The organism is Actinopolymorpha sp. B9G3 (genome assembly GCF_040120725.1).
GTDB lineage: Bacteria > Actinomycetota > Actinomycetes > Propionibacteriales > Actinopolymorphaceae > Thermasporomyces.
This window is the reverse complement of the sequence record NZ_JBEEAB010000030.1, coordinates 23,220-48,578: the sequence shown is the minus strand read 5'-3', so window position 1 is coordinate 48,578 and position 25,359 is coordinate 23,220. Positions and strand designations below refer to the sequence as shown.

25 protein-coding genes and 1 riboswitch are annotated in these 25,359 nt (G+C 68.1%); of the genes, 12 read left to right on the top strand and 13 right to left on the bottom strand.

Annotated elements, in window-relative coordinates:
- Positions 1–35: 35 nt before the first annotated feature.
- Positions 36–833: a GAF and ANTAR domain-containing protein gene (locus ABNF93_RS31430; protein WP_349331881.1), complete on the bottom strand. Its 798-nt coding sequence runs from the start codon at positions 831–833 to the stop codon at positions 36–38.
- 387 nt (positions 834–1,220) lie between these two features.
- Between ABNF93_RS31430 and ABNF93_RS31425 the strand changes: the two genes are divergently transcribed.
- Positions 1,221–1,457 (top strand): hypothetical protein, encoded by a 237-nt coding sequence (locus ABNF93_RS31425; RefSeq protein ID WP_349331880.1) that lies wholly within the window; start codon positions 1,221–1,223, stop codon positions 1,455–1,457.
- 127 nt (positions 1,458–1,584) lie between these two features.
- On the opposite strand, the gene ABNF93_RS31420 is transcribed toward ABNF93_RS31425, so the two are convergent.
- Together ABNF93_RS31420 and ABNF93_RS31415 are read right to left on the bottom strand one after the other, a co-directional pair.
- A complete protein-coding gene (locus ABNF93_RS31420; protein WP_349331879.1) occupies positions 1,585–2,247 on the bottom strand; it encodes a class I SAM-dependent methyltransferase in 663 nt (220 codons plus the stop codon).
- Positions 2,248–2,437: 190 nt separating this feature from the next.
- Complete coding sequence (locus ABNF93_RS31415) at positions 2,438–2,791, bottom strand: hypothetical protein (RefSeq protein WP_349331878.1); 354 nt, start codon at positions 2,789–2,791, stop codon at positions 2,438–2,440.
- A 671-nt stretch (positions 2,792–3,462) separates the two neighbouring features.
- Between ABNF93_RS31415 and ABNF93_RS31410 the strand changes: the two genes are divergently transcribed.
- Complete coding sequence (locus tag ABNF93_RS31410; RefSeq protein ID WP_349331877.1) at positions 3,463–3,840, top strand: helix-turn-helix domain-containing protein; 378 nt, start codon at positions 3,463–3,465, stop codon at positions 3,838–3,840.
- A gap of 117 nt (positions 3,841–3,957) precedes the next feature.
- The gene (locus ABNF93_RS31405) at positions 3,958–4,803 is read left to right on the top strand and encodes a hypothetical protein (RefSeq protein ID WP_349331876.1); all 846 of its coding nucleotides are present in this window, start codon (positions 3,958–3,960) and stop codon (positions 4,801–4,803) included.
- Between the two features lie 79 nt (positions 4,804–4,882).
- On the opposite strand, the gene ABNF93_RS31400 is transcribed toward ABNF93_RS31405, so the two are convergent.
- Positions 4,883–5,389: a cupin domain-containing protein gene (locus ABNF93_RS31400; protein WP_349331875.1), complete on the bottom strand. Its 507-nt coding sequence runs from the start codon at positions 5,387–5,389 to the stop codon at positions 4,883–4,885.
- A gap of 365 nt (positions 5,390–5,754) precedes the next feature.
- The gene (locus tag ABNF93_RS31395) at positions 5,755–6,759 is read right to left on the bottom strand and encodes a GlxA family transcriptional regulator (protein WP_349331874.1); all 1,005 of its coding nucleotides are present in this window, start codon (positions 6,757–6,759) and stop codon (positions 5,755–5,757) included.
- A gap of 71 nt (positions 6,760–6,830) precedes the next feature.
- Between ABNF93_RS31395 and ABNF93_RS31390 the strand changes: the two genes are divergently transcribed.
- On the top strand, positions 6,831–6,995 hold the full coding sequence (locus tag ABNF93_RS31390; RefSeq protein WP_349331873.1) for a hypothetical protein: 165 nt from the start codon (positions 6,831–6,833) through the stop codon (positions 6,993–6,995).
- Between the two features lie 80 nt (positions 6,996–7,075).
- Here the strand turns inward: ABNF93_RS31390 and ABNF93_RS31385 are convergent, their stop codons facing one another.
- Positions 7,076–9,208 carry a beta-galactosidase gene (locus ABNF93_RS31385; RefSeq protein WP_349331872.1) on the bottom strand — a complete coding sequence of 711 codons (2,133 nt, stop codon included), beginning with the start codon at positions 9,206–9,208 and terminating at the stop codon, positions 7,076–7,078.
- A gap of 217 nt (positions 9,209–9,425) precedes the next feature.
- On the opposite strand from ABNF93_RS31385, the gene ABNF93_RS31380 reads away from it, so the two are divergent.
- Positions 9,426–9,998 carry a TetR/AcrR family transcriptional regulator gene (locus ABNF93_RS31380; protein WP_349331871.1) on the top strand — a complete coding sequence of 191 codons (573 nt, stop codon included), beginning with the start codon at positions 9,426–9,428 and terminating at the stop codon, positions 9,996–9,998.
- A 52-nt stretch (positions 9,999–10,050) separates the two neighbouring features.
- Here ABNF93_RS31380 and ABNF93_RS31375 read toward each other — a convergent pair whose 3' ends face one another.
- Positions 10,051–10,602: an HdeD family acid-resistance protein gene (locus ABNF93_RS31375; RefSeq protein ID WP_349331870.1), complete on the bottom strand. Its 552-nt coding sequence runs from the start codon at positions 10,600–10,602 to the stop codon at positions 10,051–10,053.
- Between the two features lie 661 nt (positions 10,603–11,263).
- Positions 11,264–12,481, bottom strand: a complete 1,218-nt coding sequence (locus ABNF93_RS31370; protein ID WP_349331869.1) for a transglycosylase family protein — start codon at positions 12,479–12,481, stop codon at positions 11,264–11,266.
- 7 nt (positions 12,482–12,488) lie between these two features.
- Positions 12,489–12,651: riboswitch (cyclic di-AMP (ydaO/yuaA leader) on the bottom strand.
- Between the two features lie 819 nt (positions 12,652–13,470).
- Between ABNF93_RS31370 and ABNF93_RS31365 the strand changes: the two genes are divergently transcribed.
- Positions 13,471–13,908 (top strand): hypothetical protein, encoded by a 438-nt coding sequence (locus ABNF93_RS31365; RefSeq protein ID WP_349331868.1) that lies wholly within the window; start codon positions 13,471–13,473, stop codon positions 13,906–13,908.
- A gap of 111 nt (positions 13,909–14,019) precedes the next feature.
- On the opposite strand, the gene ABNF93_RS31360 is transcribed toward ABNF93_RS31365, so the two are convergent.
- Entirely contained in the window at positions 14,020–14,223 is a 204-nt protein-coding gene (locus tag ABNF93_RS31360) for a tautomerase family protein (protein WP_349331867.1), read from the bottom strand.
- Positions 14,224–14,462: 239 nt separating this feature from the next.
- Here ABNF93_RS31360 and ABNF93_RS31355 point away from each other — a divergent pair, with 239 nt between their 5' ends.
- Positions 14,463–15,899, top strand: a complete 1,437-nt coding sequence (locus tag ABNF93_RS31355; protein ID WP_349331866.1) for a GuaB1 family IMP dehydrogenase-related protein — start codon at positions 14,463–14,465, stop codon at positions 15,897–15,899.
- Between the two features lie 310 nt (positions 15,900–16,209).
- On the opposite strand, the gene ABNF93_RS31350 is transcribed toward ABNF93_RS31355, so the two are convergent.
- The 4 genes from ABNF93_RS31350 to ABNF93_RS31335 all read right to left on the bottom strand — a co-directional run bounded on the left by ABNF93_RS31350 (position 16,210) and on the right by ABNF93_RS31335 (position 19,713).
- Positions 16,210–16,830 carry a CBS domain-containing protein gene (locus tag ABNF93_RS31350; RefSeq protein WP_349331865.1) on the bottom strand — a complete coding sequence of 207 codons (621 nt, stop codon included), beginning with the start codon at positions 16,828–16,830 and terminating at the stop codon, positions 16,210–16,212.
- 97 nt (positions 16,831–16,927) lie between these two features.
- Positions 16,928–17,131, bottom strand: coding sequence for a dodecin family protein (locus ABNF93_RS31345; protein ID WP_349331864.1), 204 nt, complete (start codon positions 17,129–17,131; stop codon positions 16,928–16,930).
- Between the two features lie 242 nt (positions 17,132–17,373).
- Entirely contained in the window at positions 17,374–17,928 is a 555-nt protein-coding gene (locus ABNF93_RS31340) for a DinB family protein (protein WP_349331863.1), read from the bottom strand.
- 138 nt (positions 17,929–18,066) lie between these two features.
- Positions 18,067–19,713, bottom strand: coding sequence for a dolichyl-phosphate-mannose--protein mannosyltransferase (locus ABNF93_RS31335; RefSeq protein WP_349331862.1), 1,647 nt, complete (start codon positions 19,711–19,713; stop codon positions 18,067–18,069).
- A gap of 74 nt (positions 19,714–19,787) precedes the next feature.
- Here ABNF93_RS31335 and rsmI point away from each other — a divergent pair, with 74 nt between their 5' ends.
- The 5 genes from rsmI to ABNF93_RS31310 all read left to right on the top strand — a co-directional run bounded on the left by rsmI (position 19,788) and on the right by ABNF93_RS31310 (position 25,019).
- Positions 19,788–20,675 (top strand): 16S rRNA (cytidine(1402)-2'-O)-methyltransferase, encoded by an 888-nt coding sequence (rsmI, locus tag ABNF93_RS31330; protein ID WP_349331861.1) that lies wholly within the window; start codon positions 19,788–19,790, stop codon positions 20,673–20,675.
- A gap of 45 nt (positions 20,676–20,720) precedes the next feature.
- A complete protein-coding gene (gene metG / locus ABNF93_RS31325; protein ID WP_349331860.1) occupies positions 20,721–22,337 on the top strand; it encodes a methionine--tRNA ligase in 1,617 nt (538 codons plus the stop codon).
- A 41-nt stretch (positions 22,338–22,378) separates the two neighbouring features.
- The gene (locus tag ABNF93_RS31320; RefSeq protein WP_349331859.1) at positions 22,379–23,263 is read left to right on the top strand and encodes a TatD family hydrolase; all 885 of its coding nucleotides are present in this window, start codon (positions 22,379–22,381) and stop codon (positions 23,261–23,263) included.
- A gap of 119 nt (positions 23,264–23,382) precedes the next feature.
- A complete protein-coding gene (locus ABNF93_RS31315) occupies positions 23,383–24,390 on the top strand; it encodes an aldo/keto reductase (RefSeq protein ID WP_349331858.1) in 1,008 nt (335 codons plus the stop codon).
- Between the two features lie 95 nt (positions 24,391–24,485).
- Complete coding sequence (locus tag ABNF93_RS31310) at positions 24,486–25,019, top strand: DUF488 domain-containing protein (RefSeq protein WP_349331857.1); 534 nt, start codon at positions 24,486–24,488, stop codon at positions 25,017–25,019.
- The last annotated feature ends 340 nt before the right edge of the window (positions 25,020–25,359 follow it).

The following is a 25,359-nucleotide window of genomic DNA, read 5'->3' as shown; positions in this document are numbered from 1 at the left end:
GCGACGGTGGTCCGGTCGATGGGGGCGCGGTGCTCTCAACCGCTAGTTTCTGGATCGTGTTCGGCGGGTCGTGGCTCGAAAGGTTGGGATGGTATCGGAGCAGTGCCGCTCACCTGAGCAATGAGCTCTGCTGCGACGTCGCGGAGAGGGAGTTTAGTGCTTTGGGAACGCTTTCGCAGCACATTGAACGCCTCGTCGGCATCGCAGCTTCGCTTGGCCATCAAAATTCCCAGAGCCTGATCGATAAAGGTCCGTGACGTCAGTGTCTGCTCTAGTTGTGCCGTCACATCAGCCTCCCCGGTGCGACGCATCGCTAGTCCGAGCGCTGTGGAGGCTTGGACTACATACATTTCCGCAAGTCGGCGTTCAATGCCGTCGAAGGCGTGTGGACGGTCGTACCCGTACATGTTCAGGGCGCCGACCGTCTGGCCGTCCACGTTCTTCAACGGGAAGCTCAATGAGCATCTGACGCCTAGTCGGAGAGCCTGCTCGCGGTACCGTGTCCAGCGATCGTCGACCTGCAGGTCGGGCACATCGACGACGTTTCCGGTCCGCAATGTCTGCAGGCACGGCCCTTGGTCTACCGCGAACTGCTTCTCGTCCAGCAAGGGTGCGCGTTGATCGCTTGCGGCGACGGTGCCGGGCCGCCCGTCGTAATGTGTCGTGATACCGCACGAGGCTGGCGGTTGGACGACATTTGCGGCGAGCCATGCCACCTTATTGAGATAAGTCTCGAGGTGGGGTCCTGTCACCAAGAGCGTTTGCACAGAGCCGAGCAACGTCGACGAACTCTCGTCGCGTTGGTCTCTATGATCCTTCCACTCGATTACCATCTGATCCACCCATTTACCTATTACCCATATGAGGAGTTTGCCTGGAACGCCGCTAACGGATGAGCCTCGCCAGTCAAAACATTACGCCCGCGTTCATAGTGAGCCAATGCCGCGTTCGAGGCGACCAGCGCGGGCCGGATACGTCGGCTGTTCGGACATGCTCGAAGTACTCCTGGGTGGTATCGGCTACGAGCTGGCGAGGGTGTCGCGACTCTTCTACCGCGGACCGTTACCTCTCAGGCCGTCGACCACTTCGCGCACCACGTCTGCGTGCCCGGTGTGCATCAGGTTCTGCTCCAGACGTCGAGGAGCATGCGTCGGCGGCTCACAATGTAGGGCTCGCCCTCCCACCCCCCGCGGTGGATGCCCACGTCGAGCCCGCCGTCCGTGCCCATCTCCCGTCCACGCGGACACGGTGCGCCCGACGACGCCGCACCAGAGCGCATACACGCGTCAGGTGGAAGCCGTATCCAGGCCATCGCACAGGTGGTCGCCGGCCGCACGGTAAGCGGGCACTGGCTGGCGTCCGCGACGGTCGAGCTGTTCGAGCAGTACGGATTCCAGCGTGTACGCCAGGTCGGCAAGCACGCGTGGATCGTGAGCCGCGTACTCGACCCCGCGTGAAGCGACACTCGACGTGCCATCGCGCTCCGGTTGACCCCCGTACGCTGCGTCGCGTGAGCTACCCGGCCGCGCTGCCCGCTTGCCCACGCCGTGCGCAGACGGCGCCGCGCGGAGTGGCCCGAGGAAGCTATGCCGGACGTTCTGCTCGAAACGCGAGCAGCAGCGGCAGTGTGCGTTCCGGTGACTCGACAACCTTGTTGATACGCAGCCCGGCTGTGAGAACAGGATTGAGCAGGTCGGGAAGTGGGAGGTGCCGGACGCCGACCCGGCTGCGGATACCGTCGCCTACTCCCGGTCCGGTGAAGCGGAGCTGCGTGTCGCGATAGCCCTCGTGCAGGACGCGTGTGCCGTCATCGCGTAGCTCGGAGAATGGGCCGATGAAACACGGATGGACGCCTGCGTAGACGAAAGTGCCTCCAGGTCGGAGGACGCGCTGGACCTCCCGTACGGCGGAGGCCCAGTCGTCGAAGTCCGTATGCGTGGCCAGGCTCACGACAGCGTCCAGGCTCTCCGATACCACGGGTAGGTGGGCTGCGTCCGCGCACGCGACAGCGCCAAGCCGACGTGAGGCACGCGAGATCCGAAGCTCTTCGCGGGACAGGTCGATGCCGACGGTGTGCCAACCGAGATTCTGGATTCCGGGGGCCCGCGCACCTGTTCCACACCCGAGGTCCAGGCATCGGCCGGTTCCTGGCCCAAGCAGGTCCCAGAACATGGTCTGGTCGGGTGTCGGTCCACCGCCCGACATGACAGTGTCGAACCACTCGGCTACGGCATCGTATCGGGCCACCGGTGCCATGGAATCGCTCCCATCGCAGCATCACACACAGGCTGGAGACCAGTCTGGCATGCGTTCTCGCGCAGTGCCCGATCGTCACCGCAGGACTCGCTGCACAGCGGTCCTAGCGGCGCGCAACCCTCAGCGAATGCGAGAGGGCCGGGCATCGTTGCCCGGCCCTCTGCGTCGATACCTGCCTCGACTACCCAGCGCTGGTCGCGCTCGTTTGGATCTTCACCGTGTAGTCAGCGCCTTCGCAGGAATCCGGAGAGGTGTTGGAGATCGACACCGCGTCCTCGATGACGAAGTTCTTGGCCTCACCAGCCTCGAACCGCTCGTCGACGTACGCATGGCTCGACGTGGTACCAGCCGCGACCACGAGGTGGGTCTCACAGCCAGGCACGGAGGACGTCACGATGGCCGGAGTGTTGGCCTTCGCAACTCCACGAACGGCCACCGGGTTGAGGTTCTTGATTCGGAACTTGAGGTCCGCGTTCTGGGTCGGCAGCAGGCCGTCCGTGGTCACCGAGACGTTGGTCACCTCCAGGTCGGTCATCTCGCCGCCCGGAACGTCGAAGCTGAAGTTGCCGTTCGCAATCCCGCTGCCGAAGCGACTGAACCCGCGAGCAGGGCGGCAGCCATACCGCTAATCGCGGCACCCTTGATGATGTTGCGTCGAATCTGCATACGGATTCCCCGTACCTTTCCTCTCTGGAGACCTGCCCTACGTGGGCAGCGTGGGACGGGCAGGGTTCGAACCTGCCAGATTTCGCCATTCGCCCCGACCTGCTGAGTCACTCGTCGCGAGAACAAGCGGGTGCAGGCGGCGATCTTCACTGTTCTCGGTACGCAGCTGATCCGCGCCGGCCACCCAGTCGGGTCGAGTCCCCGACCAGCCCGCGACAGCCGCACACCAACGAGGCGCAGCTGTTCCCCCTGAGCGACGACCTGCGCGGCGGCAGGACCGGCAACCCGGTCCTGCCGCCCCCTCCGTACATGCACCACTGAAACGGCCCCAGTGGCGCATCCCCCTGCCGCGGACCCCCTTACGTGCCCACGCAATCCCCCCACCGCCGCCCCGCGCCGGGCGGTGTTGCGTGCGCGGCATCAGTATTGCGCAAGCGCAATGAATGTGCAAGCCCATCCCTCGAGCGACTCACCTGGCTTCCACGAGGCCGTGGCCGCAAGGTTGCGCGGACCGGGGGTATTGCGCATACGCTACGGAGTATGAGCTGGTGGAACTACGTACAGCGGATCACCCGGCGGTCGAGTCAGCATGAGATCGCCCGGCGGCTCGGGATATCGCCGTCGAGCGTCAACCGGTGGAAGACGTCCGACCCGAAGCCGGAGAGCGTCCGCGCGTTGGCGGTGGAGTACGGACGACCGGTGCCCGAGGCGTTCGTCGCGGCGGGGTACATGGAACCGGGTGACGTGGAAGGTCTGGAGAACGTCGAGGCGGCCGCGGGTCAGACCGGCCCGCTGTCGGTCAAGGAGGCCGCGGAAAAGATCTGGGCGCTCGAGGCGCTGCCCGAGGAGACCAGGCGACTGCTCATCCTGGAGCTGCTGGAGCGGGCGGGTCGCGATGATGCGGCCCAGGCCGGTTGAGCGCGCGTCGCCCGGAGGTTGGCCGTACCCGCACGGAGGTTGTGGCGCACCGCTCGGCTTGTGACGCACCGTGCACCGGACTGTGCAGCGCGATGACGAGGTGATAAAACGTCCGTTGTGTCCTTGGGGGTTTATATCGGCGTGGCGATCGCGGCGCTGGGGATCGTCGGTGCCTGGGTTGTCGCGCGCACGGTGAGCCGGCGTGCTCACCGGCAGATGCGCGCTGAGGTGACGGCGCTGCGGACCGAGCTGAGTGGAGCGCTGGCGCGGATCTCCTCCAGAGAAGAAGCCGCCGCCATCATGGCCCGCGTCGATGCGGCCATGGCTGACGAGCCGGAACCCAGACGCCGGGCGGGGCTGCTGCTCATCAAGGGCGGACTCATGGTCGGCGCCGCGGCCGGAGCGGCGGCAACCGCGCTCGCCCGCCGCGTACGTGAACACCCCGTACTGGCGGGAGTGGCCCTGGCGGCCGCGGCGGGTGCCGTGAGTTTCGCCGCGATGGGGCCACCCACCGGTGATCCCGAGGCGCGGGAGCAGGCGCCGGGACGACAGGCCTCGCTGCCGACCAGGGCACCTACCGCGCAGCCGACGCCGACGCCGACCAAGGCTCGCACCGCGGAAACCGAGGATCCTGAGTCAGCTGGCGAGCCGGCCTCGCCCAGGCCCGAGGCGTCGACCGGCGATGACCGACAGACACCCGCGACGCCTGATCCGGCCGCGACCGGTGGTGACGTGCCGCCAACATCGGAACCGCGTAATCCCCCGGCAGATCCGGAGCCGCCCACAGATCCGGGCCCCGAGCCGCCCACAGACCCGGAACCACCGACCGACCCGGAACCACCGACCGACCCCGAGCCGCCGACTGACCCGGAACCACCCACGGACCCGGAACCACCCACGGACCCGACGCAGTCGTGCACCATCCAGCTCGGCCGGCTCCTGTGCGTGACGCTTCCCCTGTGAGTGGAGCGGCGGCTTCCACCTCAGACACCGGCGCCGGCTAGTTCACGACCCGTCGCTGCCCTCGGTTCAGTCCCAGGGTTCAGTCGTCCGTCGATCGCGTCGATGTCGTCCGCGCTGGCCCGACCGGGCGAAGATCGGGAAGGTTGACCACGATCGCTTCCTGCGTACTCCGAGCGATGACCACTACTGCCTCGACCTCCGGATCGGGGTTTTCCTCGCGATGGGGTACGAAGGGCGGAACGAAGACGTAGTCGCCCGCCTGGGTACGGATGCGGACTTCATGCGCATCGTCGCCGTCGCCTTCGAGGAAGACGAACTCGGGGGTTCCACTGACCACGTAGATCGCGGTCTCGGAGTCGCCGTGATGGTGGTTGGCAGAGGCCAGGCGCGGCGCGACGTGGGTCTGGCCCATCCAGAGCTTCTGCGAGCCCACCGACGCTCCGCTGATCGCGGCCAGCCTGTGCATGCCGGCGGACTGCGCGGTCTCCGGTGAGAGCACCGCCGGCGTGACGTGGTGCAGCCGGTGGAACGGATCATCCTGCACGGCGGAGTCCTGGTTCGGTCTGCCCTGTGAGTGGCTGGACATGGCCCTCCTCGCTCGTTCCGCAGTTCCGGGCCGTGGGGCCCGTATCCCGAATGCCAGGGCGTCCATCTTCCAGGGTCCGGCAGCAGCGATGCGAATCGCCCGCGATGACGCGCCTGCCGCCCGCCATGACGCTGCCGCCCGCCACGGCGCGCCAGTCCCTTGCGGTCAGGACCTTGGTCCCTATGCAGGGTGTTTGGTCGTCGAGAAACATGAGGGGTAGGCCTGTGGAGCAAGCGGGAAAGCCTGATAAGGGCTGAGTAACCAGAGGATCGAGAGATCCAGACGGTGAACCCGACCACCAAATCCGGGTAGTACCGGAGATGGAAAACTTGTTCTGCAGGTCCTTAATCGTGCCCGAACTTCACTCATCGGCTGAGCTGACGCGAGTCAGCCGTGGCTCGAGCCGGATGCGGCGTGTAGGTCTGCCGGTACGCGAGTGGCGTCGTACCGACAGTCCTGCGGAAGTGTTGACGCAGCGTGATGGCGCTGCTGAATCCGCACCACGAGGCGACCTCCTCCACTGACAGGTCGGTGGTCTCGAGTAGTTCCCTGGCTCGTTGCAGCCGTCGACCGATCAGCCATTGCAGGGGCGTCGTGCCGGTTTGTGCGCGGAACCGGCGGTTGAGCGTCCGTACGCTGGTCCCCGCCCGGCGGGCGACCGCCTCTAGGGTCAGGTCAGTGGCGAGGTTGTCCTCCAGCCATCGCATCATCGGCTCCAGGCTGCGGCCAGTCTCCGGGCGTACGTAGTCGACGACCTGCGCCTGACCGCCATCTCGCTGGAGTGGCATCACCGTGTGGCGAGCGGTCTCGGCAGCCACAGCCGAGCCGTGGTCGCGCCGGACGAGGTGCAGGCAGAGATCGAGTCCGGCCGCCCCGCCCGCGGTGGTGAGGATGTCCCCGTCGTCGACGAACAGCACCGCGTCGTCGATGCGTACGTCCGGATAGAGCGAGGACAACGTGGCTGCGTGCGTCCAGTGGGTCGCGGCCCTCCGGCCGTCCAGGAGTCCTGTCGCGGCCAGCACGAAGACACCGTTGCAGATCGCGACCAGCCGCACGCCTCGCCCGTGCGCGTCGCGAAGCAGCCGGATCACCTCCTCCGGAGGAGGCTCGGTGTACCGAGACAGTCCGGGAATCCAGATCGTGTCAGCGGCGGCAGCGTCGGCCCAGGAGTACGGAGGGAGGATCCGGAACGCGACGTCCCCATACGGCACGGTCGTGGTGACCATGGGCCCACACACCCGCACGTTGTACAGCGGCCGAGCGGGCGGACCGTGGTGACCCAGCGGGTATGCCTGCGCGAAGATCATGCAGGGGATGGAGATGTCGATGCCACCTGATCGCTCCAGCGCCAGGATCGCCACGGTGTGCATGTCCAGAACCTATCGATACCCGGCAGTCCGGCCCATGGTCTGCCGGGTCCGCCGCTATGAGCATGGCGGACATGCTCATCACTTTCGGCGCTGGCCCGCTCTCGATGCTGGTGTTCGTTCTCGTCGCTGCGGTATCACTTGCCGTCTTCGTCCTTGCCGGCTGGTTCACCGACAGACTTCTCGGTGGGTACGCCCAACACTGGGCACGGCAACTCCAGCAACGAGCGGAGCGCTAGGGGTGCGTGAACCATCAGACACCCCCTAGGACACGCAGAACCACTCGAACGTCCGGACGCGCGACTGGTGCTTCTCGGGTTCAGCCGAGTTCCACCACCACGGCATCGCGGGCGGGCAACTGGACGTCGATCGAATGTTGGTCAACCAGGACGGCGCTCTCGCCGCCACCCCACAGGACCTCCAGTTCGCCGACGGCCTTCGCGGTGGCGGCGAGAGTGGCGGTGACCCGCACCGGTTCCCGGGTCGGGTTGAGCAACCAGAGATACCTACCGCCGGCACCGTCGTGGACCCGTGCGGTCACCCGCGAATCACTGACCCTGACCCGCTGCCGCTGCCCCGCCCAGTCCAGCAGCCGAGCGAAATAGCTTCGCGTTCCCTGCGCATGATGGCGGTGGTAACCCACGCTCGGGAACGTTCCCACCAGCCGCGTCCGCCCTTCGCCGACAGCGTGGTCGACGGCCGCGACCTTCCCATCGGCGTACCACCCGACCGGCGTGCCCGTCGTCGGTTCGTACGCCTGCAGGAAGACACCGCCGTGCACCGTCGAGCCGTCCACGCGGAGCGAGAGGTCGTCGAGCAGGTCGGGCGTGAACTCGACATAGGACTCGCGCGCTCCGAACAGCGCGTCGAGCCCCTGGTGCGGTTGAGCCGTACCGACTTTGCCGTGGTCGGAGAAGTACGCCGGACACCCCTCGGCGACAAGGGTCCCGCCGGCCTCGACCCAGGCGCGCAGCTTGTCCGCGGTCGCTTTCGTCAACATCACGGGGAACGGAAGGTAGAGCAAGGTCGGGTTGACAGTGCCCGGTGCGGCAGCGCCGTCCCCGGCCTCGAGATCGTCGATGTGTACGAAGGTCGCGTGGATGTTGTTCGCGAAGAATCCCTGATAGGCGCCCTGCATCGCCCGCGCATAGTGATCCGTACTTCCCTGCTGGGCATAGGTGAAGAGCTGCGTCTCCGGCACGTAGAGAATCCCGACATCGGCCGGCGCCGGCCCGGACTCCCACAGCTGTCGCTGCGCAGGCGCAGTCGCCCACTCAGCGAGGGAGGACACCATCGCCGACCGGTCTGTGCGTGAGCCGTCCATGCCGTACGCACCGAACGCACCGAACAGTGGCCCGTCCAGCAACGGCCGCCACCGCAGATAGAAGAGCCCCGACGCCCCGCCGGCGAAGCTCGCGAGATTCCAGTAGCGGATGTCCTCGACCGAGGCGATCCGGCCTTCGTCGCGTGGCTTTCCGATCACCTGGCGCTGCATCCACAGCGGTCCCGCATAGGCTTCGGCGTGCCAGAACGGTTTGCCGCGGCACGCCGACCGGACAAGATCCATCGCGTGCAGCTGCTTCCACGGTTCGTCACCGTGTCGGCTCGACCCCCAGGTGAGGCCGTACGACTCGACCTCGGCCGCCGCACGCCAGTCGTCGGTGCCGCGCGGCGCGGCATGGGTCAAGCTCCCCGCGACTCCGTGCGCGGTGAGCGCGCAGTCACCATCGATCGAGCGAACCAGTTCCGCCCGCCAGCGCATCAGGCGGTAGGCGTTGTCCTGGCGGAAGGTGAGCCAGTCGAGCACGTCGGCGTAGGGCTCGATGGTGCGCGGTGGGTCGATGTCGTCCCAGGTGGCGTAGCTGTGCCGGCCCCAGGCTTCGCCGAGGCTACGCAGATCCCCGTAGCGTTCGCGCAGCCAAGAGCGGAACTTCTCGGCTGTGGCCGGGCAGTAGCAGACGTCCTCGCCGTAACCGCATTCGTTCCAGATGTCGTAGCCGCCGAGGCCGGGGTGGCCGCGGTACCGGGTCACCAGCGCGGTCAGGAAGGCTCCGGCATGGTCCCGCGCGTCCTCGTTGTCGAGGCAGAGGCCGGGGAAGCCGCCGATCGCACAGCTCGGGCTGATGGTCGAACGCACCGGTGTGCCGTCGCGGCGTTCGAATCGCGCGTGCGCCAGCGAACGGAACGCCCACTCCGGTGCCGACGTCATCATCTCCGCGACGATGGTCCTGATGCCGTTGTCGGCCGCGAGGTCGAGTTGGCGGTCGTAGTCGGCCCAGTCGAACTCTCCGGGCGCGATCTCGACGGCCGACCACAGGAACCAGTGCCGGAAGGCGTTGTGGCCGTCCTCGGCCGCTGTCTGGTAGTCCCGTGTCCAGTCCTCGCGAGGTGGGTTCGACTTGCGGAAATACACCGCACCATAAGGAAATGCAGGCAGGTTGCCGGCTGGCACTACGACCGCCCCTCCATCGTGACGTCGGGTCGTCCGGGCCGAGGAGCGCTGGACGGACGACGGACCGAACGTCTCAACCAACTCGAAAGTTTCGCTATTCGGAATTACTACTCTGCTGTACGAGAAGATAACGAGCGGCCTTCCAGCGCCGCAAGGCGTTGGGCGGAACAGGCCGAGCGAACCTGGACACGGTGACCGGTTGGATAGGCTGCTCGCCATGTCTCGGCCCGAGCGTGCCGACGCCGCGCGCAACCGCCAGCGGGTACTCGACGCGGCAGCCGAACTCTTCGCCGCTAGGGGAGCCCGCAACGTCACCATGGGAGATGTCGCGTCCGCGGCAGGTGTGGGTCGCGGCACCCTCTACCGCCGCTATCCCGACATCGCCTCGATCGCACGCGCCCTCCTCGACGAACACGAACGCAGTCTGCAGGAGCAGCTGCTCCGCGGTGATCCACCACTCGGCCCGGGGGCGCCGCCGGCCGAGCGGCTCGCCGCCTTCTATGCCGCGATGGTCGAGCTGCTCGAGAGCCACATCCATCTCGCGCTCGGTGCAGAGGTCGGGGAGGCGCGGTTCGCGACAGGTGCCTACGGCTTCTGGCGGGTTCATGTGCGGACCCTGCTCAAGGACGCGCAGGTACCCGATCCCGCCCCGCTCGTCGACAGTCTGCTTGCCCCGCTCGCTCCCGACGTCTACTCCTACCAACGTCATGAACGCCGGATTTCGGCGAGGCGGATCCGTACTGGTCTCGAACGTCTTGCCCACCAGATGCTCGGCGCGGACCGAGCCTAAGGGCGCGCCCAAGCCATCCTTGGGCGCGCCCCAGCCGCAGGCCTGACGCTGGTCAGTGCGCGGCAGCAGCCTCGCGCCGCCGTCCTTTCGCGCCGCGCCCGGCCGATCTCGCCATGACGGCCATGGCGAGTGTGAGCGCCCCGAACACCAGCAGCCAGATCCCCAGAATCGCCGTGAGAACGCCCAGCGAGGTTCCGCCGATCGCAAGGGTGATGATGCCCACGACGACGGCCAGGCACCCTGCGAGCATCGGAAGGCCCATGGACCGAGGCCCACGGTCCGGACCGAAGAGCGTCGCCAGCACGGCGAGTGCTCCAGCGGCGAACCAGAACACCCCGAACAACGTGGCCAGGGTGGCGACCGAAGCCCCGCCATCGCGCAACGCGAGAACGCCGACGATGAGCGCGAAGGTCCCGAGGAATCCCATCACGACCGGTCCGGCACGGTCCGATTCCCCGGCTGCCGCCCGTGCGAAGCAGAAGACGCCGTACACCAGGACCTGGATCGCGAAGAGGACAGCCGCGGCGGTGAGGGAGATGCCCGGCCATGCCAGCGCGATGATGCCCACGATCAGACTGACGCACCCGAGTGCGAAGAGCGGCATCCACGAGCGCATCTTCGCGAGAGCGCCGGCCTTCCCTTCTCCGCGCTCGCCCGCCGGCCGTTCGGTCCTCCGCTCGGTGCGCTCGGCCGGCCGTTCGGTCGTCCGGCCATACGAACGCTCCGACGTCTCCTCCGAAGGCTTTGCCTGGGCTGGTACTCCCGGAGCCTGGGCAGTTTCGGTCTCCCGTGTCCCAGGTGCTTGATCCCTTCTGGGATCATGCGGATCCGTTGTCATTGCTCTCGCCCCTTCGCCCCCTTTGTGCGGAGTCGAAATCGGCGGTGAGGGGTCTGGCTGAGTTTCCTGTCCGGTGGTCAGCGAGATCTCCCGCCAGCACCATCCACAAAGGGGATCTCTCGGGTCGCCACGCCCTTGTGGAAGTCGAGCGTCTGCGACGCAATTGTCCTTGCTGCGTTGGACTTCTGGTGTTGTCGGTGACGACGAACGGGCGGGCGCCGACGTCAACGGAGAATCTCACGTGAAGTCTTCGCCGGAAACCTGCGCCTCCGTCATTCCAAGCGCCACGTTACGCAGCAGTTCGGCAAGTTTCGAGTGCCGTCTGGCAGAAATTCGTGGTCTGATGACCCGAGCGACACCGACATAAGGCCTCATGCGGAATTCCTCCCCCGTGAGGCGAATTGCCACGGGGGAGGAACTCCTCGACTCAGGGGCGCAGGCCCTTGCTCTCGAGCCAGGCGTACGGGTCGATCGCGGTGTTCAGACCGCCCCCGTTGGGCCGGACCTCGAGGTGCAGGTGCGGACCAGTCGCGTTGCCGGTGGCGCCGACGTAACCGATCACGGTCCCGGCGCCGACCTCGCCCGAGGTCCGTGCCAGGCGGGACATGTGCGCGTACAGGGTGACGGTGCCGTCGGCGTGCCGGACCTTGATCCGGTTGCCGTAGGCGCCGTCCCATCCCGCGCTGACGATCCGACCTGCTCCGACGGCGCGGATCGGCGAACCACTGCTGGCGCCGAAGTCGAGCCCGTGGTGCGATGACGACCAGTTGCTCCCGCTCTGCCCGAACCGCGCGGTCAGGCGGTACGACGTGAGTGGCAGGACCCAACCCTTGGCTGCCGGCTTTGCGGCCTGCTGGTCCGACGACCGGTCAGAGGACCGCGACGACCGTTGGGCGCCCGCGTCACGCGCCGAGCTCTTCTTGCTGGGAGCGCGATCGTTCGCCGGGCTGGCCTTGCCCACGAGACGCAGCCGGGCGTCGGGGAGGATCAGGTCCGGGTTCGATCCGATCACACCACGGTTGATCTTCCACAGCGCACTCCAGCCGCCCGGCACCCGGTTCGCCCGGGCGATGCCGGAGAGGGTGTCGCCCGGCCGGACCACATAAGTGCCCGCTGCCGGCTTGCGCGCCGGTGCCGACTTCGGCGCCGACCGAGCGGCGCGGGCGGACCTGGCGGCGCGCGCGCTCGCGCTGTCCCGGGCTCGCTGCTGTTTGGTGGTCTTGGTGCTGGAGGGACTCCCCGCGCTCCCTGCCTTGTCGCCCTCGTCGAGGCCGAGCTTGCGGGAGCAGGCGGGCCAGGCGTTCCAGCCCTGGACGTCGAGAACCTTCTCGGCGATGGCAATCTGTTCGGCCCTGGTCGCGAGGTCTGCGCGGGACGCATATTTCGTGCCGCCGAACTCACGCCAGGTGGGACCGGCGAACTGCAGGCCGCCGTAATAGCCGTTGCCGGTGTTGATGCTCCAGTCGCCGCTACTCTCGCACTGCGCGAGGCGATTCCAGGTGTCGGCCGTGGCGGCGTGCGCAGGTGCCGCGAAACCGACCATGGGTACCGCCGCGGCGACGCCGGTGAGTGCGGCTGTCCTGGTGACTTTCTTCGCCACTTTTCGGCGCCGGGTGGTGCCGCGGTGTTTTGCCTTATAGGGCATGCAGGATCCGTTCCCTCTCGTCGCCCGCGGAGTTAGCTGTCGGGTTCGGGCGAGAGGAATGCCCGGCCTGCCTGTGACGGCGGCTTAACCCCAGAACCCCACCAGCGATGGGGTTCCACTCACGTTGGGTCCTCCGTCTCCGCCCAAACCGAGATGGGGACACGACACCACTGGGCGGAGCTCGGCGAAGCGGGTCGTCACGCGCCCGGATAGGCACGATCGATGGTGAGATAGTCCTAACAGAGGATCTTTGTTCCTATCCAGTGACCTCGTCACCATCAGCTACGATCGCGCGTCGTAGTACGCCAGAATTCCGGCCCGCGCGTGTCCGGCATCCCGTGGCGATGATGGCGACGCACGTTAGGCGCATTGCCGCGTACGTTCTGCGAGAAAGACCTTCTTGACCTCAGGCCCGTTGGGGATTGAACGAATCCCTCATAGCAAGAAATAGCCCGATTTGTGGCTCCCTACCGACGGCTGACTTCGCGGATTCCGCCGCCTACTATGATCGATAGCGGTGGAACCTGCCATGTGATGCAGATCACATTTGGGCCCGAGGTGGGAGTGGGGCGCGCTCGCCAACTTGCCGCTCGTCCTGGCGACCGCAGCCCACCGGGGTCTCTTCAAGGTGGCACCCGCATCGCCAATCGTTGTCATTTCGTGTTCTTCGGAAGATTTTCCCTCTTACCGGACATGTCACCCGTTTGAAGACCCCTCTGGAAGTCCTTCCGGTCGCGGCGCTCGAAGGATTTGCGGTTTCGGCCAAATCTCTGGTCAACGAGAGGGCAATGGGATTGCTCGCCTGACGTCCAGGCCGCTGGACGCCAGTCGGCGAGGAAGATAATTTCCTCTCGTCCAGTTGGTCGTGCAACCGGTTCACATCCAGGGGGATCTGCCGGCGGGAACGGTGCGGGACCAGCGTGCGTCGCCAGCGGGGCCCGCTTACGGGGGGCGGGCCCCTGCACGGGAGAGCAAAAGGGGGGTTGGCCGTGGCCACGTTCGACGTGTCGGCCGAGTACATGCCGGACGCCAGCGCCTGGGTGATCCGTGTCGACGGTGTGGGAGCGGCGGCCGCGAAGTCATGGGACGAGGTGACCTCCGTCGCCGCCCGCCTGATCGCTGAAGCATCCGGGGGGGATGCTTCAGCGGTCGACATGCGGGTCGACTGGTTGCTCCCGGATGAGGTGGCCGACGCCCTGGACGCCGCGGACACGCACGCCCGCGAGGAGCAGGAAGCGCATCACGCGCGCATGCTGTCGCTGCGTCGGGCCGCCAGGCTCCTGCGTGGCGTCGGTATGCCGGGACGCGACGCCGCTCGCATCCTGGGGATCTCCAAGTCCCGGGTGTTCCAGCTCACGGCCGAAGACGCCGAAGTGGCTGAAGTGGCCGAAGTGGCCGAAGCCGTCGACACGGCGAAGGGCGCCTGACTTCCGGCGTCGCCGGGGTCCTGATCGCAGCGGCACCTGTCGCAGCGGCACGTGTCGCAGCGGCGCCCATGCCGTGGTCGAACCGGGTGATGGATCGCGTCGTGCGTACCGTCAGGTGCTGTTCCGGCGGAACTCGCTGACGGAGATCCCGCCGACGCCCCAGTTGTCCGTGTCCACCTCGTCGATCACGACGAAGGTCCGCGCCGGATCCTTGTCGAGGACCCGCACGAGCAGGTCGGTCACGCCCTTGATCAACTCGGCCTTCTGCTCGGCGGTGGCGCCGTCGCGGGTGATCCGGACATTGACGTACGGCATGGGGCCTCCTCGAATCGGACCTTCGGTCGGGTTCTCGCCGATGACGCAACCAACCGGGCAGCCGGGACATTCCTGGTCGCGGGACCGGCGTAGGACTGGCAGCATGGTGGACGGGACACCCACGCGGCGGGTTGCGGAGCAGTCGTAGCCTGCAAGTGGTCGAGGACCATGCTGAGGGCGACGGTCACACTCGATCACCTGGGGGCCACCCCAGCCGCCGACGACGCAAGGGGGTGGACATGCGCTTCCTCCATGACCGGGTTCCTGAGCAGGATCTCACGTACTCGGATGTGTTCCTCGTACCCAACCGCTCGGCGGTCGCGTCCCGGCTCGACGTCGACCTGGCGACCGCCGACGGCAGCGGCACGACCCTCCCCATCATCGCCGCGAACATGACCGCCGTTTCCGGCCGCCGGATGGCCGAGACCGTGGCCCGCTGCGGCGGGTTGGCCATCATCCCCCAGGACATCCCGGTCGACGTGGTCGCCGACGTCGTGTCCTGGACCAAGCGACGGCACACCGTCTACGACACGCCCATCACGATGGTCCGCACAGGAACGGTGGGCGAGGCGATCAACCTGCTCCCCAAGCGCGGACACGGCGCGGTCATCGTCGTCGAGGACGGCCGGGCGATCGGTGTCGTGACCGAGGCCGACTGCGAAGGAGTCGACCGGTTCACCCAGCTCGGCGGCATCATGTCGACCGAACTGCTCACCCTGCCCGCCGGCATCGACGCCGAGGACGCGTTCAACCAGCTGCACGATGGCCGGCACCGGCTCGCGCCGGTCGTCGACGCGGACGGACGGATCGTCGGCATCCTCACCCGCCTCCGGGCACTTCGCGCGAGCCTGTACGAACCCGCCACGGATGCGGGCGGCAAGCTCCGGATCGGTGCCGCGCTCGGCATCAACGGCGACGTCGAGACCAAGGCCAAGGCGCTCCTCGACGCCGGTGTGGACGTCCTGGTCGTCGACACCGCGCACGGACATCAGGAACGCACTCTCGACGTCCTCCGGCTCCTTCGCGCCCTCCAGCCGTCCGTGCCGATCGTGGCGGGCAACGTCGCCACCGCCGAAGGTGTCAGCGACCTGGTGGCCGCGGGCGCCGACATCGTGAAGGTCGGCGTCGGCCCCGGCGCCATGTGCACCACCCGGATGAAGACGGCGGTGGGCCGGCCGCAGTTCTCCGCGGTGTACGAATGCGCCACGCGGGCACGTGCGCTCGGCAAGCATGTGTGGGCCGACGGCGGCGTACGCCATCCACGCGACGTGGCGCTCGCACTCGCCGCAGGGGCGGCCAACGTGATGATCGGTTCGTGGTTCGCCGGTACGTACGAGTCGCCGGGCGACGCGCAACGCGACCACGAGGGCCGGCTCTACAAGGAGAGCTTCGGGATGGCGTCGGCCCGCGCGGTGCGGTTCCGTACCGCCGAGGACACGCCGTTCGAACGCGCCCGCAAGGGGTTGTTCGGCGAGGGCATCTCCAGTGCGCGGATGTATCTGGACCCGGAGCATCCGAGCGTGGAGGACCTCCTCGACGCCATCGTGGCCGGGGTCCGCAGCTCATGCACCTACGTCGGGGCGACGAACCTCGAGGAGTTCCACGAACGCGCGGTTGTTGGTGTCCAGAGTGCGGCCGGCTACACCGAGGGGATGCCGCTCGACTCCAGCTGGTGACAGCGACTGGCGACGTCGACTGGCGACGTCGCCGCGCCTGCGCCGAGCGGCGACGCGCCCCGTGTACGCCCGAGTGGAGACGAGGCGAGCGGCGACGCGTTCTCCCGCGATGGCCAATGTCCCGACCGCCTCGGGACCAACGGCCCGTCCGGCACACCCCGTGGTGATGGTGAGGTATTCGGACAGGGAAGCCCTTTGGTGGAAGCGGTTCGGGGAAACGGGGGGCGCAAGGTGACTCGAACCGCGGGCGCCGAAGGGCTCCCCTCTTTCTTTGCGCATGCACCCCGAGAATTGCTTTGGCGGTCGACGGTTACGAGCCGATCAGGATCCTGAGGACGTCGCGGATCGAGACCATCCCGACGCAGTTCTCGCCGGATCGGATCGGCATGTGCCGGACCTCGGCGTCGCGCATCAGCCTCGCCACATCGAACGTGGAGTCGGTGGGATTCGCCCACACCGTGTCGAGGCCCACCACGTCCGCCGCCCAGACCTCGTCGGGGTCGCCACCGGCGGCGAGTGCGCGTACGACGTCGCGTTCGGAAATGAGGCCGAGCGGTCTGTCGTCCTCGTCGCTCGTCACGATCAGCGCCCCGATCTGGGCGGCGGTCAGGGTCTCGGCGGCGACCCGCAGCGAGTCGTGGCCGTCGATCGTGGCGACCGGGCTGCTCATGATGCGTTCGACCGGGTCATGCGGGCCGGCGGGCCGGGTCCTCGCCGCCGGTGCCGCCTGCTGCCGTGGGACTCCGCCCCTGGCGGGTAGCACGCGGGTGTCCGGACCCGGAGACAGCACGGACTCGTGACCGTCGTCCCAGGCCACGCGGTAGTGCTCGGCGTCCGGTCCGCCGAGGACCTCCTGGACAGTTCCCTCCCGTGGCGGCAGGCCGAGGCTCTCGGTCCGAACCACGATGCGATCACCGACAGACGCGTGCATGTCAGGCCTTCTTCCGCACGAATCGTCGCGAGGCATCCTGCCCCACGATGACGGTCGCCCGCGCGGGTGCGGAACTGGTCCGGCCTGCGGACGGCTGTCAGTCCAGGACGAACGTGACGAGCAGATTGACCTGGTATTCGGTGATCTGCCCGTCTTGGACCTTCACCTGTTGTTCCTTTACCCAGGCGCCGGTGACGTTGCGGAGGGTCAGCGTCGCCCGCGAGATCCCTACCCGGATCGCGTCGTCGAAGCTCTGTGCGGACCGGGCCGAGATCTCGGTGATCCGCGCGACGTCACCCATGAGTGAGCCTCCCGTTTCCCACTCGACGACCGCTCCGGCGATGACGACCGTTTCTGGGTATCAGAATGCGTTCTGGCTCCAGTCGCTTTCTGATGTACGAGGTATTCCCCCGTGTGTGCCGAGTCTTTCCCAGGTGTGACCATTTTTCTCGCGGATGCGAAAGTGGTCATCTCTCACTTTCGTCGCCGCATTCTCCGCACCCCAGGGTCGAAGGTCCCGTTGCACGACCTGCCAAGGACGCGTCAGCAGGCGGCGGACTCTTCTTCGTACGACGCGGCCGCGTGCAGCTTGCGCAGGAGCCCAAGCTCCGCCGCGTTCTTCATCAGCTCGGTGTTGACCCAGGCCACGACATGGCCGAACGGCTTTGTGCCGCGGAGGAACCAGCCACTGCGCGCGTGGGAGTCCAGCTCCGCTTCGTCGAGTGCGTCCACCGCCGCGCTCCAGCGTTCCTTGCAGTCCAGGATCCAGTGCACTGCCGCGTCGGCGCTTCCGGGCCATTCGAAGTCGGTACGCAAGAGGCGGCCGTGCGTACCGAAACAGCTGTCATAGGTTTGTGTCCACCAGAAACCGATGTGCCACAGCAGCCAGGCGATCGAGGGCGCCGGTGCCGGTTGTGGTGCGGGAACCTCCCAGTCCGCGCACCATCGACCACCACCCTGACGACGTACGGTCCAACAGTGGACGGTGGGTTCCCACAGGCATTCCTCGTCGTTGAGATCGCCCAGATGTAACTCGAGCAACGACCACGCGACGTCGAGCTGCCAACGCAACAAGGTGATCCGACTGCCACCCGACATGTGCCCGCCTCCCTCGTCGCAACCTGATGTGCGGCCCATTTTCTTGGCCAGCACGGGCGGGAGGATCATGTCATCAATTCGCGGCCGTACCCATCGAATTATCGGGCGCCACCAAACGCGGCGGCGACGGGCATCCGGCTAAACCCAGGAGCGGAACCACATCCGGTTCAGCCATTCGTCGTACGGAATGACCTGATCGGTGAGGATCGGGTAGAGATAGGCGAAGTTCAGCAGTACGAGAAGGGTGAATCCACCGACGGCGGCCGCGCCCCACATCCGGCGGGTCGGCGAAGCGTCGGCGGGCCCGAGGATCTTGCCCAGGACGAGCACCACCCCGATGACGAGCCAGGGCAGGATCACGATCGCGTAGAAGTAGAAGATCGGCCGGTCGGTGTAGGCGAACCACGGCAGCCAGGTCGCCGCGACTCCCACCAGCGGGACGCCGAAGCGCCAGTCGCGGGCCGCGACCCACCACATGCCGCAGGCGGCCAGTGCGAGGACGGCTCCCCACCACAGCACGGGAGTGCCGATGCCGAGGATCTCCTGGACGCAGCGGCTGGTGGGGCACCCCTGGTCGGGTCCGATCTTGTCTACCCAGTCGAAGGACACCGGCCGGGCGATGACCAGCCAGCCGAACGGATCAGAGGCGTACTGGTGCTTCTCGGTGAGGTGGGTGTGGAAGTACATGATCTCGGCGTGGTAGTGCCACAACGACCGCAGCGCGTCGGGCACCAGCACCGCCAGGCCGCTCGCCGGCCGGTCCTGCGCCCACGTCCGGTCGTAGCCGTCGGGCGAGGCGAACCAGCCGGCCCATGAGAGGAGGTACACGGCGATGGCCGTGCCGACGACCGTGGTGAACGCCAGTACCGCGTCGCGTGCGATCCGCCCCGCGTGGGCGAGGCCGATGCTGACTCCGATCGCCCGCCGGGCGCCGATGTCCCACGCCCAGGTGAGCAGGCCGAACGCCGCCAGCGCGAACGCTGCGTTCCACTTCGTCGCGGCCGCGACGCCGAAGCACACGCCGGCGACGAGCCGCCACGGTCGCCACCAGAGGTCAGGGCCCCAGGCACCGGTGGCGACGCGGCCGATGGGTTCCACGGCGTCGACGAACCGGCGCCGGGCCCAGTCGCGGTCGATCAGCAGGGCACCGAACGCCAGCAGCAGCCACACCATCGCCGGCATGTCGAGCAGAGCGATCCGGCTCTCGACCAGGTGCAGGCCGTCGAGGGCGAACAGGAAGCCGGCCAGGCAGCCGAGCAGCGTCGAGCGGGTGAGTCGGCGTACGACGCGGGCCATCACCAAAATCGACAGGGTGGCGAACAGCGCGATCGCGACCCGCCAGCCGAACGGGTCCATCCCGACCGCCCACTCGCCCAGGGCGATCAGCCACTTGCCCGCCGGTGGATGGACGACGAATGCCGGACCGTCGAGGACGTCGAGGTCGCCGGCGAGGATGCGTTCGTTCGCCTTGTCGACGAACTGGTGCTCCACGCCGTAGCGCAGCAGGCTGAACGCGTCCTTGGGGTAGTAGGTCTCGTCGAAGACGAACTTCGCCGGCCGGCCGAGGTCGATCAGCCGCAGGACCGCCGCGAACACCGTGATCAGCAGCGGGCCGACCCACCCCCAGATACCGTCGTCGGGCATCGGCGGGCAGAGGCGCTCGCGCAGGGACGGGAGGGGCCGGCCCTCACTGTCGCGACCGACCACCACGGCGGTCGACTGCGCGAAGCTGGCCTGGCCGGATGCCGGCTCTGGGCCGCCGGCACGGTCGGACGTCGTGGTCATCCCGGTCATCGTACGGATAGCGTCCGGCCTGTCGCCGGCAACACCAGGCAGAACCTGGGTGCGAGGATGGATCGGTGACACCGCGTACGCAGCCCCCCGCCCGCGATGATCGCCACGGCGGGGTGCTCGTCCTGGCCGCCACGCCGATCGGGTCTCTCGCCGACGCGCCACCCCGGCTCGGGACCGAGCTCGCAGGCGCCGATGTGGTGGCCGCGGAGGACACCCGCCGCCTGAGCCGGTTGCTGACCGGGCTCGGTGTCGAGGTGGCCGGGCGGATCGTGTCGTACTTCGAAGGCAACGAGGCCAGGCGTACGACCGAACTCCTGGACGCGCTCGCCGCCGGCCAGCGGGTCGTGCTGGTGACCGACGCGGGCATGCCGTCGGTTTCCGACCCAGGGTTCCGGCTGGTCGCCGCCGCGGTCGATGCCGGCGTGCACGTCACCGTCGTCCCCGGCCCGTCCGCGGTGCTGGCCGCCCTCGCCGTCTCCGGACTGCCGGTCGACCGGTTCTGCTTCGAGGGGTTCCTGCCGCGGAAGGCATCCGAGCGTGGGAGGCGGCTGGCCGACCTCGCCACCGAACGCCGGACCATGGTCTTCTTCGAGGCGCCCCACCGGCTGGGCGTCACCCTCGAGGCGATGGCGACCGCCTTCGGCCCCGACCGCCGGGCCGCGGTGTGCCGTGAGCTCACCAAGATCCACGAGGAGGTACGCCGGGAACCGCTGGCCGCGCTGGCGGAGTGGGTCGAGGACAAGGGCGTACGCGGCGAGATCACGGTCGTGGTGGAGGGAGCTCCGGAAACCGTACGAGCCGCCGTCGACGTGGCCGAGCTCCGGCGTCAGGTCGACTCCCTGGTCGACGCCGGCGCCTCCCGCAAGGACGCGATCACCGAGGTCGCGCAGGTCACCGGCACACCACGCCGGACCGTCTACGCCGCCGCCGTCGCCTCGCCACCCACGCGGTGAAGGTCATCGGCTGATCGTCTGGCCGGCCTTACTAGGATCACGGACATGGACGATGCCGCACAGCACCGCCCGGACACCGGGGGCAACAAGGCGTTCTACGTCACGACGCCCATCTACTACGTCAACGACGCACCCCACATCGGGCATGCCTACACGACCATTGCCGCCGATGTCCTGGCCCGCTGGCACCGCCAGCGCGGCGAGGCCGTGTGGTTCCTGACCGGCACGGACGAACACGGCCAGAAGGTCATGCGGAGCGCGGAGGCGCACGGCGTCGGCCCCCGCACGTGGGCGGACCGCCTGGTCGAGACGGCCTGGAAGCCGGTGCTCGAGACCATCGACGCGAGCAACGACGACTTCATCCGTACGACCGAAACCCGGCACACCGAACGGGTTCGGGAGTTTTGGCAGCATCTGTACGACGCCGGCCAGGTCTACCCGGGCACCTACGAGGGCCCCTACTGCGTGAGCTGCGAGGAGTTCAAGATCCCCGCGGAGCTGGTCGACGGTGTGGGCGGCGAGAAGCTCTGCCCGGTGCACGGCCGTCCGGTCGAGATGCTCTCGGAGACCAACTACTTCTTCCGGCTCTCGGCCTACACCGACAAGCTGTTGGCCTACTACAACGAGCACCCGGAGTTCGTGCAGCCGTCGAGCGCGCGCAACGAGGTCGTGGCGTTCGTCAAGCAGGGCCTGCAGGACCTGTCGATCACCCGGTCGACGTTCGACTGGGGCATTCCGGTGCCGTGGGACGACGACCACGTGTTGTACGTCTGGATCGACGCGCTGCTCAACTACGTCACCGCCGCCGGCTACCGCACCGACCCGCTCCTGTTCAAGCGGGTGTGGCCCGCCGACGTTCACCTGGTGGGCAAGGACATTCTTCGCTTCCACGCGGTGATCTGGCCGGCGATGCTGATGGCGGCGGGCCTGCCCCTGCCGCAGACGGTCTTCGCCCACGGTTGGCTGCTGGTCGGCGGCGAGAAGATGAGCAAGACGAAGCTGACCGGCATCGCGCCGAGCCAGATCGTCGACACGTTCGGGTCGGACGCGTTCCGCTACTACCTGCTGCGGGCGATCCAGTTCGGCGCGGACGGCTCTTTCTCGTGGGAGCACCTGCGCGCGGTCTACACCTCCGAGCTGGCCAACGGGTTGGGCAACCTCGCGTCCCGGGTGGCGGCCATGGTCGGGCAGTACTTCGGCGGCACGCTGCCGCGCGCCTCTGACCACGGTCCCGCCGAGCAGGTGCTCGCCGACAAGCTCGCAGAGACGGTACGCACCGCCGACGACGCGGTGAGCGCCCTGCGGTTCCAGGACGCACTCGCCGCGATCGACGGGTTCGTGTCGGCGGTCAACGGTTACCTCACCGAACAACAGCCGTGGAAGGTCGCGAAGGACGACTCGCCCGGCGCACACTCCCGGCTGGGCACGATCCTCTACACCGCGGCCGAGTCGCTGCGGGCGATCGCCGTGCTGCTCAACCCGGTGATGCCGAAGGCCGCGGCGGCCCTGTGGGCGCAGCTGGGGGCGGCCGGTTCCCTCGGTGAACTCGACGTCCAGCCGCTCACCAACGCGGGCCGGTGGGGGATCCTTCCGGCGGGGTCCGTGGTGACCAAGGGACGCCCGTTGTTCCCGCGGATCGAGGAGGAACCGGAGTCCCTGTGACCAGCCCTTCCGGTGGCCACGAGAGTGCAGCCGGAGTCCCTGTGAGCCCCGCCGGCAGCACCGGTGGCCGGTCCGATCCACCGCCCATTCCGGCGCCTCTGGTGTCGCCGGTCGTCGACTCGCACTGCCACCTCGACGTCGTACGCCGGACGGCGGACGGCCGGCCGGACGCACCCATCGACGAACCGGAGGTCGAGGCTGCGCTCGCGCGCGCGGCCTCGGCCGGAGTGCCCCGGATCGTCCAGATCGGCTGCGACCTGCCCGGCGCGCAGTGGGCCGTGGAGGTGGCCGACCGGTTCACGGCCCTGGTTGCGGGAGTGGCGCTGCACCCTAACGAAGTCCCGGCGCTGGCGGAGGCGGGTGAGCTCGACGCCGCGCTCGCCGAGATCGACCGGCTGGCTGGGGCGAGTGCGCGGGTGCGGGCGGTCGGCGAGACGGGCCTCGACCACTTTCGTACGCCCGAGTCGGGGTGGAAGGTCCAGGAGGACGCGTTCCGCACGCACATCGGGTTGGCGAAGGCGCACGACAAGGCGCTCGTCATCCACGACCGGGACGCCCACGACGACGTGCTGCGGGTGCTCGCCGAGGAGGGTTCGCCGGACCGGGTGGTGATGCACTGCTTCTCCGGTGACGTCGCGATGGCGCGCGAGTGCGTGCGCAGGGACTACTTCCTGTCGTTCGCCGGCACGGTGACGTTCCGGAACGCCTCGTCGTTGCGGGAGGCGTTGGCTGTCGTTCCGGAGGAGCGGCTCCTCGTCGAGACCGACGCGCCGTACCTCACGCCCCATCCGTACCGCGGGCGTACCAACGCGAGCTACCTCCTCCCGCTCACGGTCCGGTGTATGGCGGAGATCCGCGGCGTGGACGAGCGGACCCTCTGCACGTCCATCAACGCCGCGACCGAGGCGGCCTTCGGGGCCTGGTAGGCACCTGGTAGCCACCTTGGTGGTCCCTGCACGGGACGGACCGGCCGGCCCGCGGGTTGGTCGGTGCCGTCGTCGTCCTTCTTGACCTTGAGCGCACTCCAGCTCCTACCGTCCAGCCCATGGACTACAGATATCTCGGCCGTACTGGGTTGAAAGTCAGTGAGTTGTGCCTCGGGACGATGTCCTTCGGCGCGCGGACCGACGAGGAGACCGCCCATCGGATGCTGGACCGGTTCGTCGAGGCGGGTGGGACGTTCATCGACACCGCCGACGTCTACAGCGCCGGTGTCTCGGAGGAGATCCTGGGACGTTGGCTGGAACGGCAGTCGCGCGATGACCTGGTGATCGCGACGAAGGCGTACGGCGACATGGGTCCCGGCCCCAATGATGGCGGCGGTGGGCGTAAGCATCTGCTCAGCGCTGTCGAGGCGAGCCTGCGTCGGCTTCGCACGGACTACATCGACCTCTACCAGACCCACGTCTTCGACGACGCCACGCCGCTCGAGGAAACGCTGTCCACGCTCGACGGTCTCGTACGCAGCGGCAAGGTCCGCTTCCTCGGTGCCAGCAACTACGCCGGCTGGCAGCTGCAGAAGGCCATCGACCTGGCCCGCCAGCACGGCTGGGAGCCGTTCTCCTGCCTCCAGCCGCTCTACAACCTGCTGGACCGCGAGGCGGAATGGGATCTGGTCCCGGTCAGCCGCAACGAGGGTGTCGGGATCATCCCGTGGAGCCCGCTGCGGGGTGGTTGGCTGACCGGCCGGTACCAGCGTGACATGGAAGCCCCGCCGGCTGGCAGCCGGGTGGATGCGGATCCTGACGCGGGCGGCTGGCCCGAAGCCTGGCAGACCTACGCCAACGCGCGTACGTGGGACGTGATCGACGCGCTTGTCGAGATCGGCGAGAAGACCGGCCGGACCCCGGCCCAGGTGGCACTGCGCTGGGTTATGCAGCGCCCCGGCGTGACCGCGCCGATCATCGGAGCGCGGACACCGGAACAACTCGAGGACAACCTGGCCACCGCCGACAGCCCACTCTCCGACGACCACATGGAACAACTCACCACCATCAGCGACCGCCCCATGCCGTACCCGTTCGGACTGCTGACCCGCTTCAGGCGGCGCTGACGCCCGTCGGATCGGGTTCTCCTGGTCGCCCGGGTCCGTGTCGATCGCGCTCGCACAGCGAACGAGGCGGGCCGGCAGTCGGGTAGAGAGGTGGCATGGAGGTCCTGACGGTCGGCCACGGCACCGCGTCGGCCGACGAGTTGGCGGCGCTCCTGCGGGCCGCCGGCGTGCGGCTTCTCGTCGACGTCCGGACGGCCCCCGGTAGCCGCCGGAACCCGCAGGTCGCCCGGTCTGCCCTGGAGGAGTGGCTGCCCGAGCACGGGATCGACTACCGGTGGGAGCGCCGGCTCGGTGGCTGGCGCAAGGCTCCCGCCGACTCGCCCGACGTGGCGCTCCGGCAGCCTGCCTTCGCGGGGTATGCGGCGCACATGCGCTCGGCCGAGTTCGCCGAGGCGGTCGACACGCTGCTGGTCGACGCCACGGGCCGGCGTACGACCGTGATGTGTGCGGAGAGCGTGTGGTGGCGCTGCCACCGGCGGATGCTCGCGGACTATCTCGTGCTCGTTCGGGATGTGACAGTGCGTCACCTGTTCCACGACGGTCGCTTGGAGGTGCACCGCCCCACCGACGTCGTACGGGTGGGGCCGGACGGGCTGCCCGTCTACGACGCCGGCCAGCAGACCCTCTGACTGTCCTGGCCAGCGAGGCTCGCGGTACCCGGGACAGGCGTCGACCCCTTGCCCGGGGCCACGCTCCTAGGGGGTGTCTGATGGATCGCGATCGGCTCGCGGCGTCCCGCATCCCGCCTGGCTGCGTTCTCGTCGATCGGCGCACAAGACCAGTGCGCCTTCCTCCTCGGCCTTGCCAGCCGGGCGCGGATACGCCGCTCACTGATCGATCGTGATCCATCAGACACCCCCTAGCTGGCCAGGTGTATGTCCCTCCAGCCAGGTGAGGCTGCCCTCCCAGCCAGGTGCGTGCCCTGCCCGACCAGGGACGCTGGCATGGTCAGCGTGGTCATCTGCGCAA

Coding starts and splice junctions, on each gene's coding strand:
- ABNF93_RS31400 (WP_349331875.1), bottom strand. CDS start 5,389: ATGTCCAGCCACTCACAGGGCAGACCGAACCAGGACTCCGCCGTGCAG.
- ABNF93_RS31390 (WP_349331873.1), top strand. CDS start 6,831: ATGCTCATCACTTTCGGCGCTGGCCCGCTCTCGATGCTGGTGTTCGTT.
- ABNF93_RS31375 (WP_349331870.1), bottom strand. CDS start 10,602: ATGCCGCTCTTCGCACTCGGGTGCGTCAGTCTGATCGTGGGCATCATC.
- ABNF93_RS31410 (WP_349331877.1), top strand. CDS start 3,463: ATGAGCTGGTGGAACTACGTACAGCGGATCACCCGGCGGTCGAGTCAG.
- ABNF93_RS31310 (WP_349331857.1), top strand. CDS start 24,486: ATGGAGGTCCTGACGGTCGGCCACGGCACCGCGTCGGCCGACGAGTTG.
- ABNF93_RS31415 (WP_349331878.1), bottom strand. CDS start 2,791: ATGACCGACCTGGAGGTGACCAACGTCTCGGTGACCACGGACGGCCTG.
- ABNF93_RS31340 (WP_349331863.1), bottom strand. CDS start 17,928: ATGTCGGGTGGCAGTCGGATCACCTTGTTGCGTTGGCAGCTCGACGTC.
- ABNF93_RS31370 (WP_349331869.1), bottom strand. CDS start 12,481: ATGCCCTATAAGGCAAAACACCGCGGCACCACCCGGCGCCGAAAAGTG.
- ABNF93_RS31380 (WP_349331871.1), top strand. CDS start 9,426: ATGTCTCGGCCCGAGCGTGCCGACGCCGCGCGCAACCGCCAGCGGGTA.
- ABNF93_RS31345 (WP_349331864.1), bottom strand. CDS start 17,131: ATGGGTGACGTCGCGCGGATCACCGAGATCTCGGCCCGGTCCGCACAG.
- ABNF93_RS31355 (WP_349331866.1), top strand. CDS start 14,463: ATGCGCTTCCTCCATGACCGGGTTCCTGAGCAGGATCTCACGTACTCG.
- ABNF93_RS31350 (WP_349331865.1), bottom strand. CDS start 16,830: ATGCACGCGTCTGTCGGTGATCGCATCGTGGTTCGGACCGAGAGCCTC.
- ABNF93_RS31395 (WP_349331874.1), bottom strand. CDS start 6,759: ATGCACACCGTGGCGATCCTGGCGCTGGAGCGATCAGGTGGCATCGAC.
- ABNF93_RS31430 (WP_349331881.1), bottom strand. CDS start 833: ATGGTAATCGAGTGGAAGGATCATAGAGACCAACGCGACGAGAGTTCG.
- ABNF93_RS31335 (WP_349331862.1), bottom strand. CDS start 19,713: ATGACCACGACGTCCGACCGTGCCGGCGGCCCAGAGCCGGCATCCGGC.
- ABNF93_RS31315 (WP_349331858.1), top strand. CDS start 23,383: ATGGACTACAGATATCTCGGCCGTACTGGGTTGAAAGTCAGTGAGTTG.
- metG (WP_349331860.1), top strand. CDS start 20,721: ATGGACGATGCCGCACAGCACCGCCCGGACACCGGGGGCAACAAGGCG.
- ABNF93_RS31360 (WP_349331867.1), bottom strand. CDS start 14,223: ATGCCGTACGTCAATGTCCGGATCACCCGCGACGGCGCCACCGCCGAG.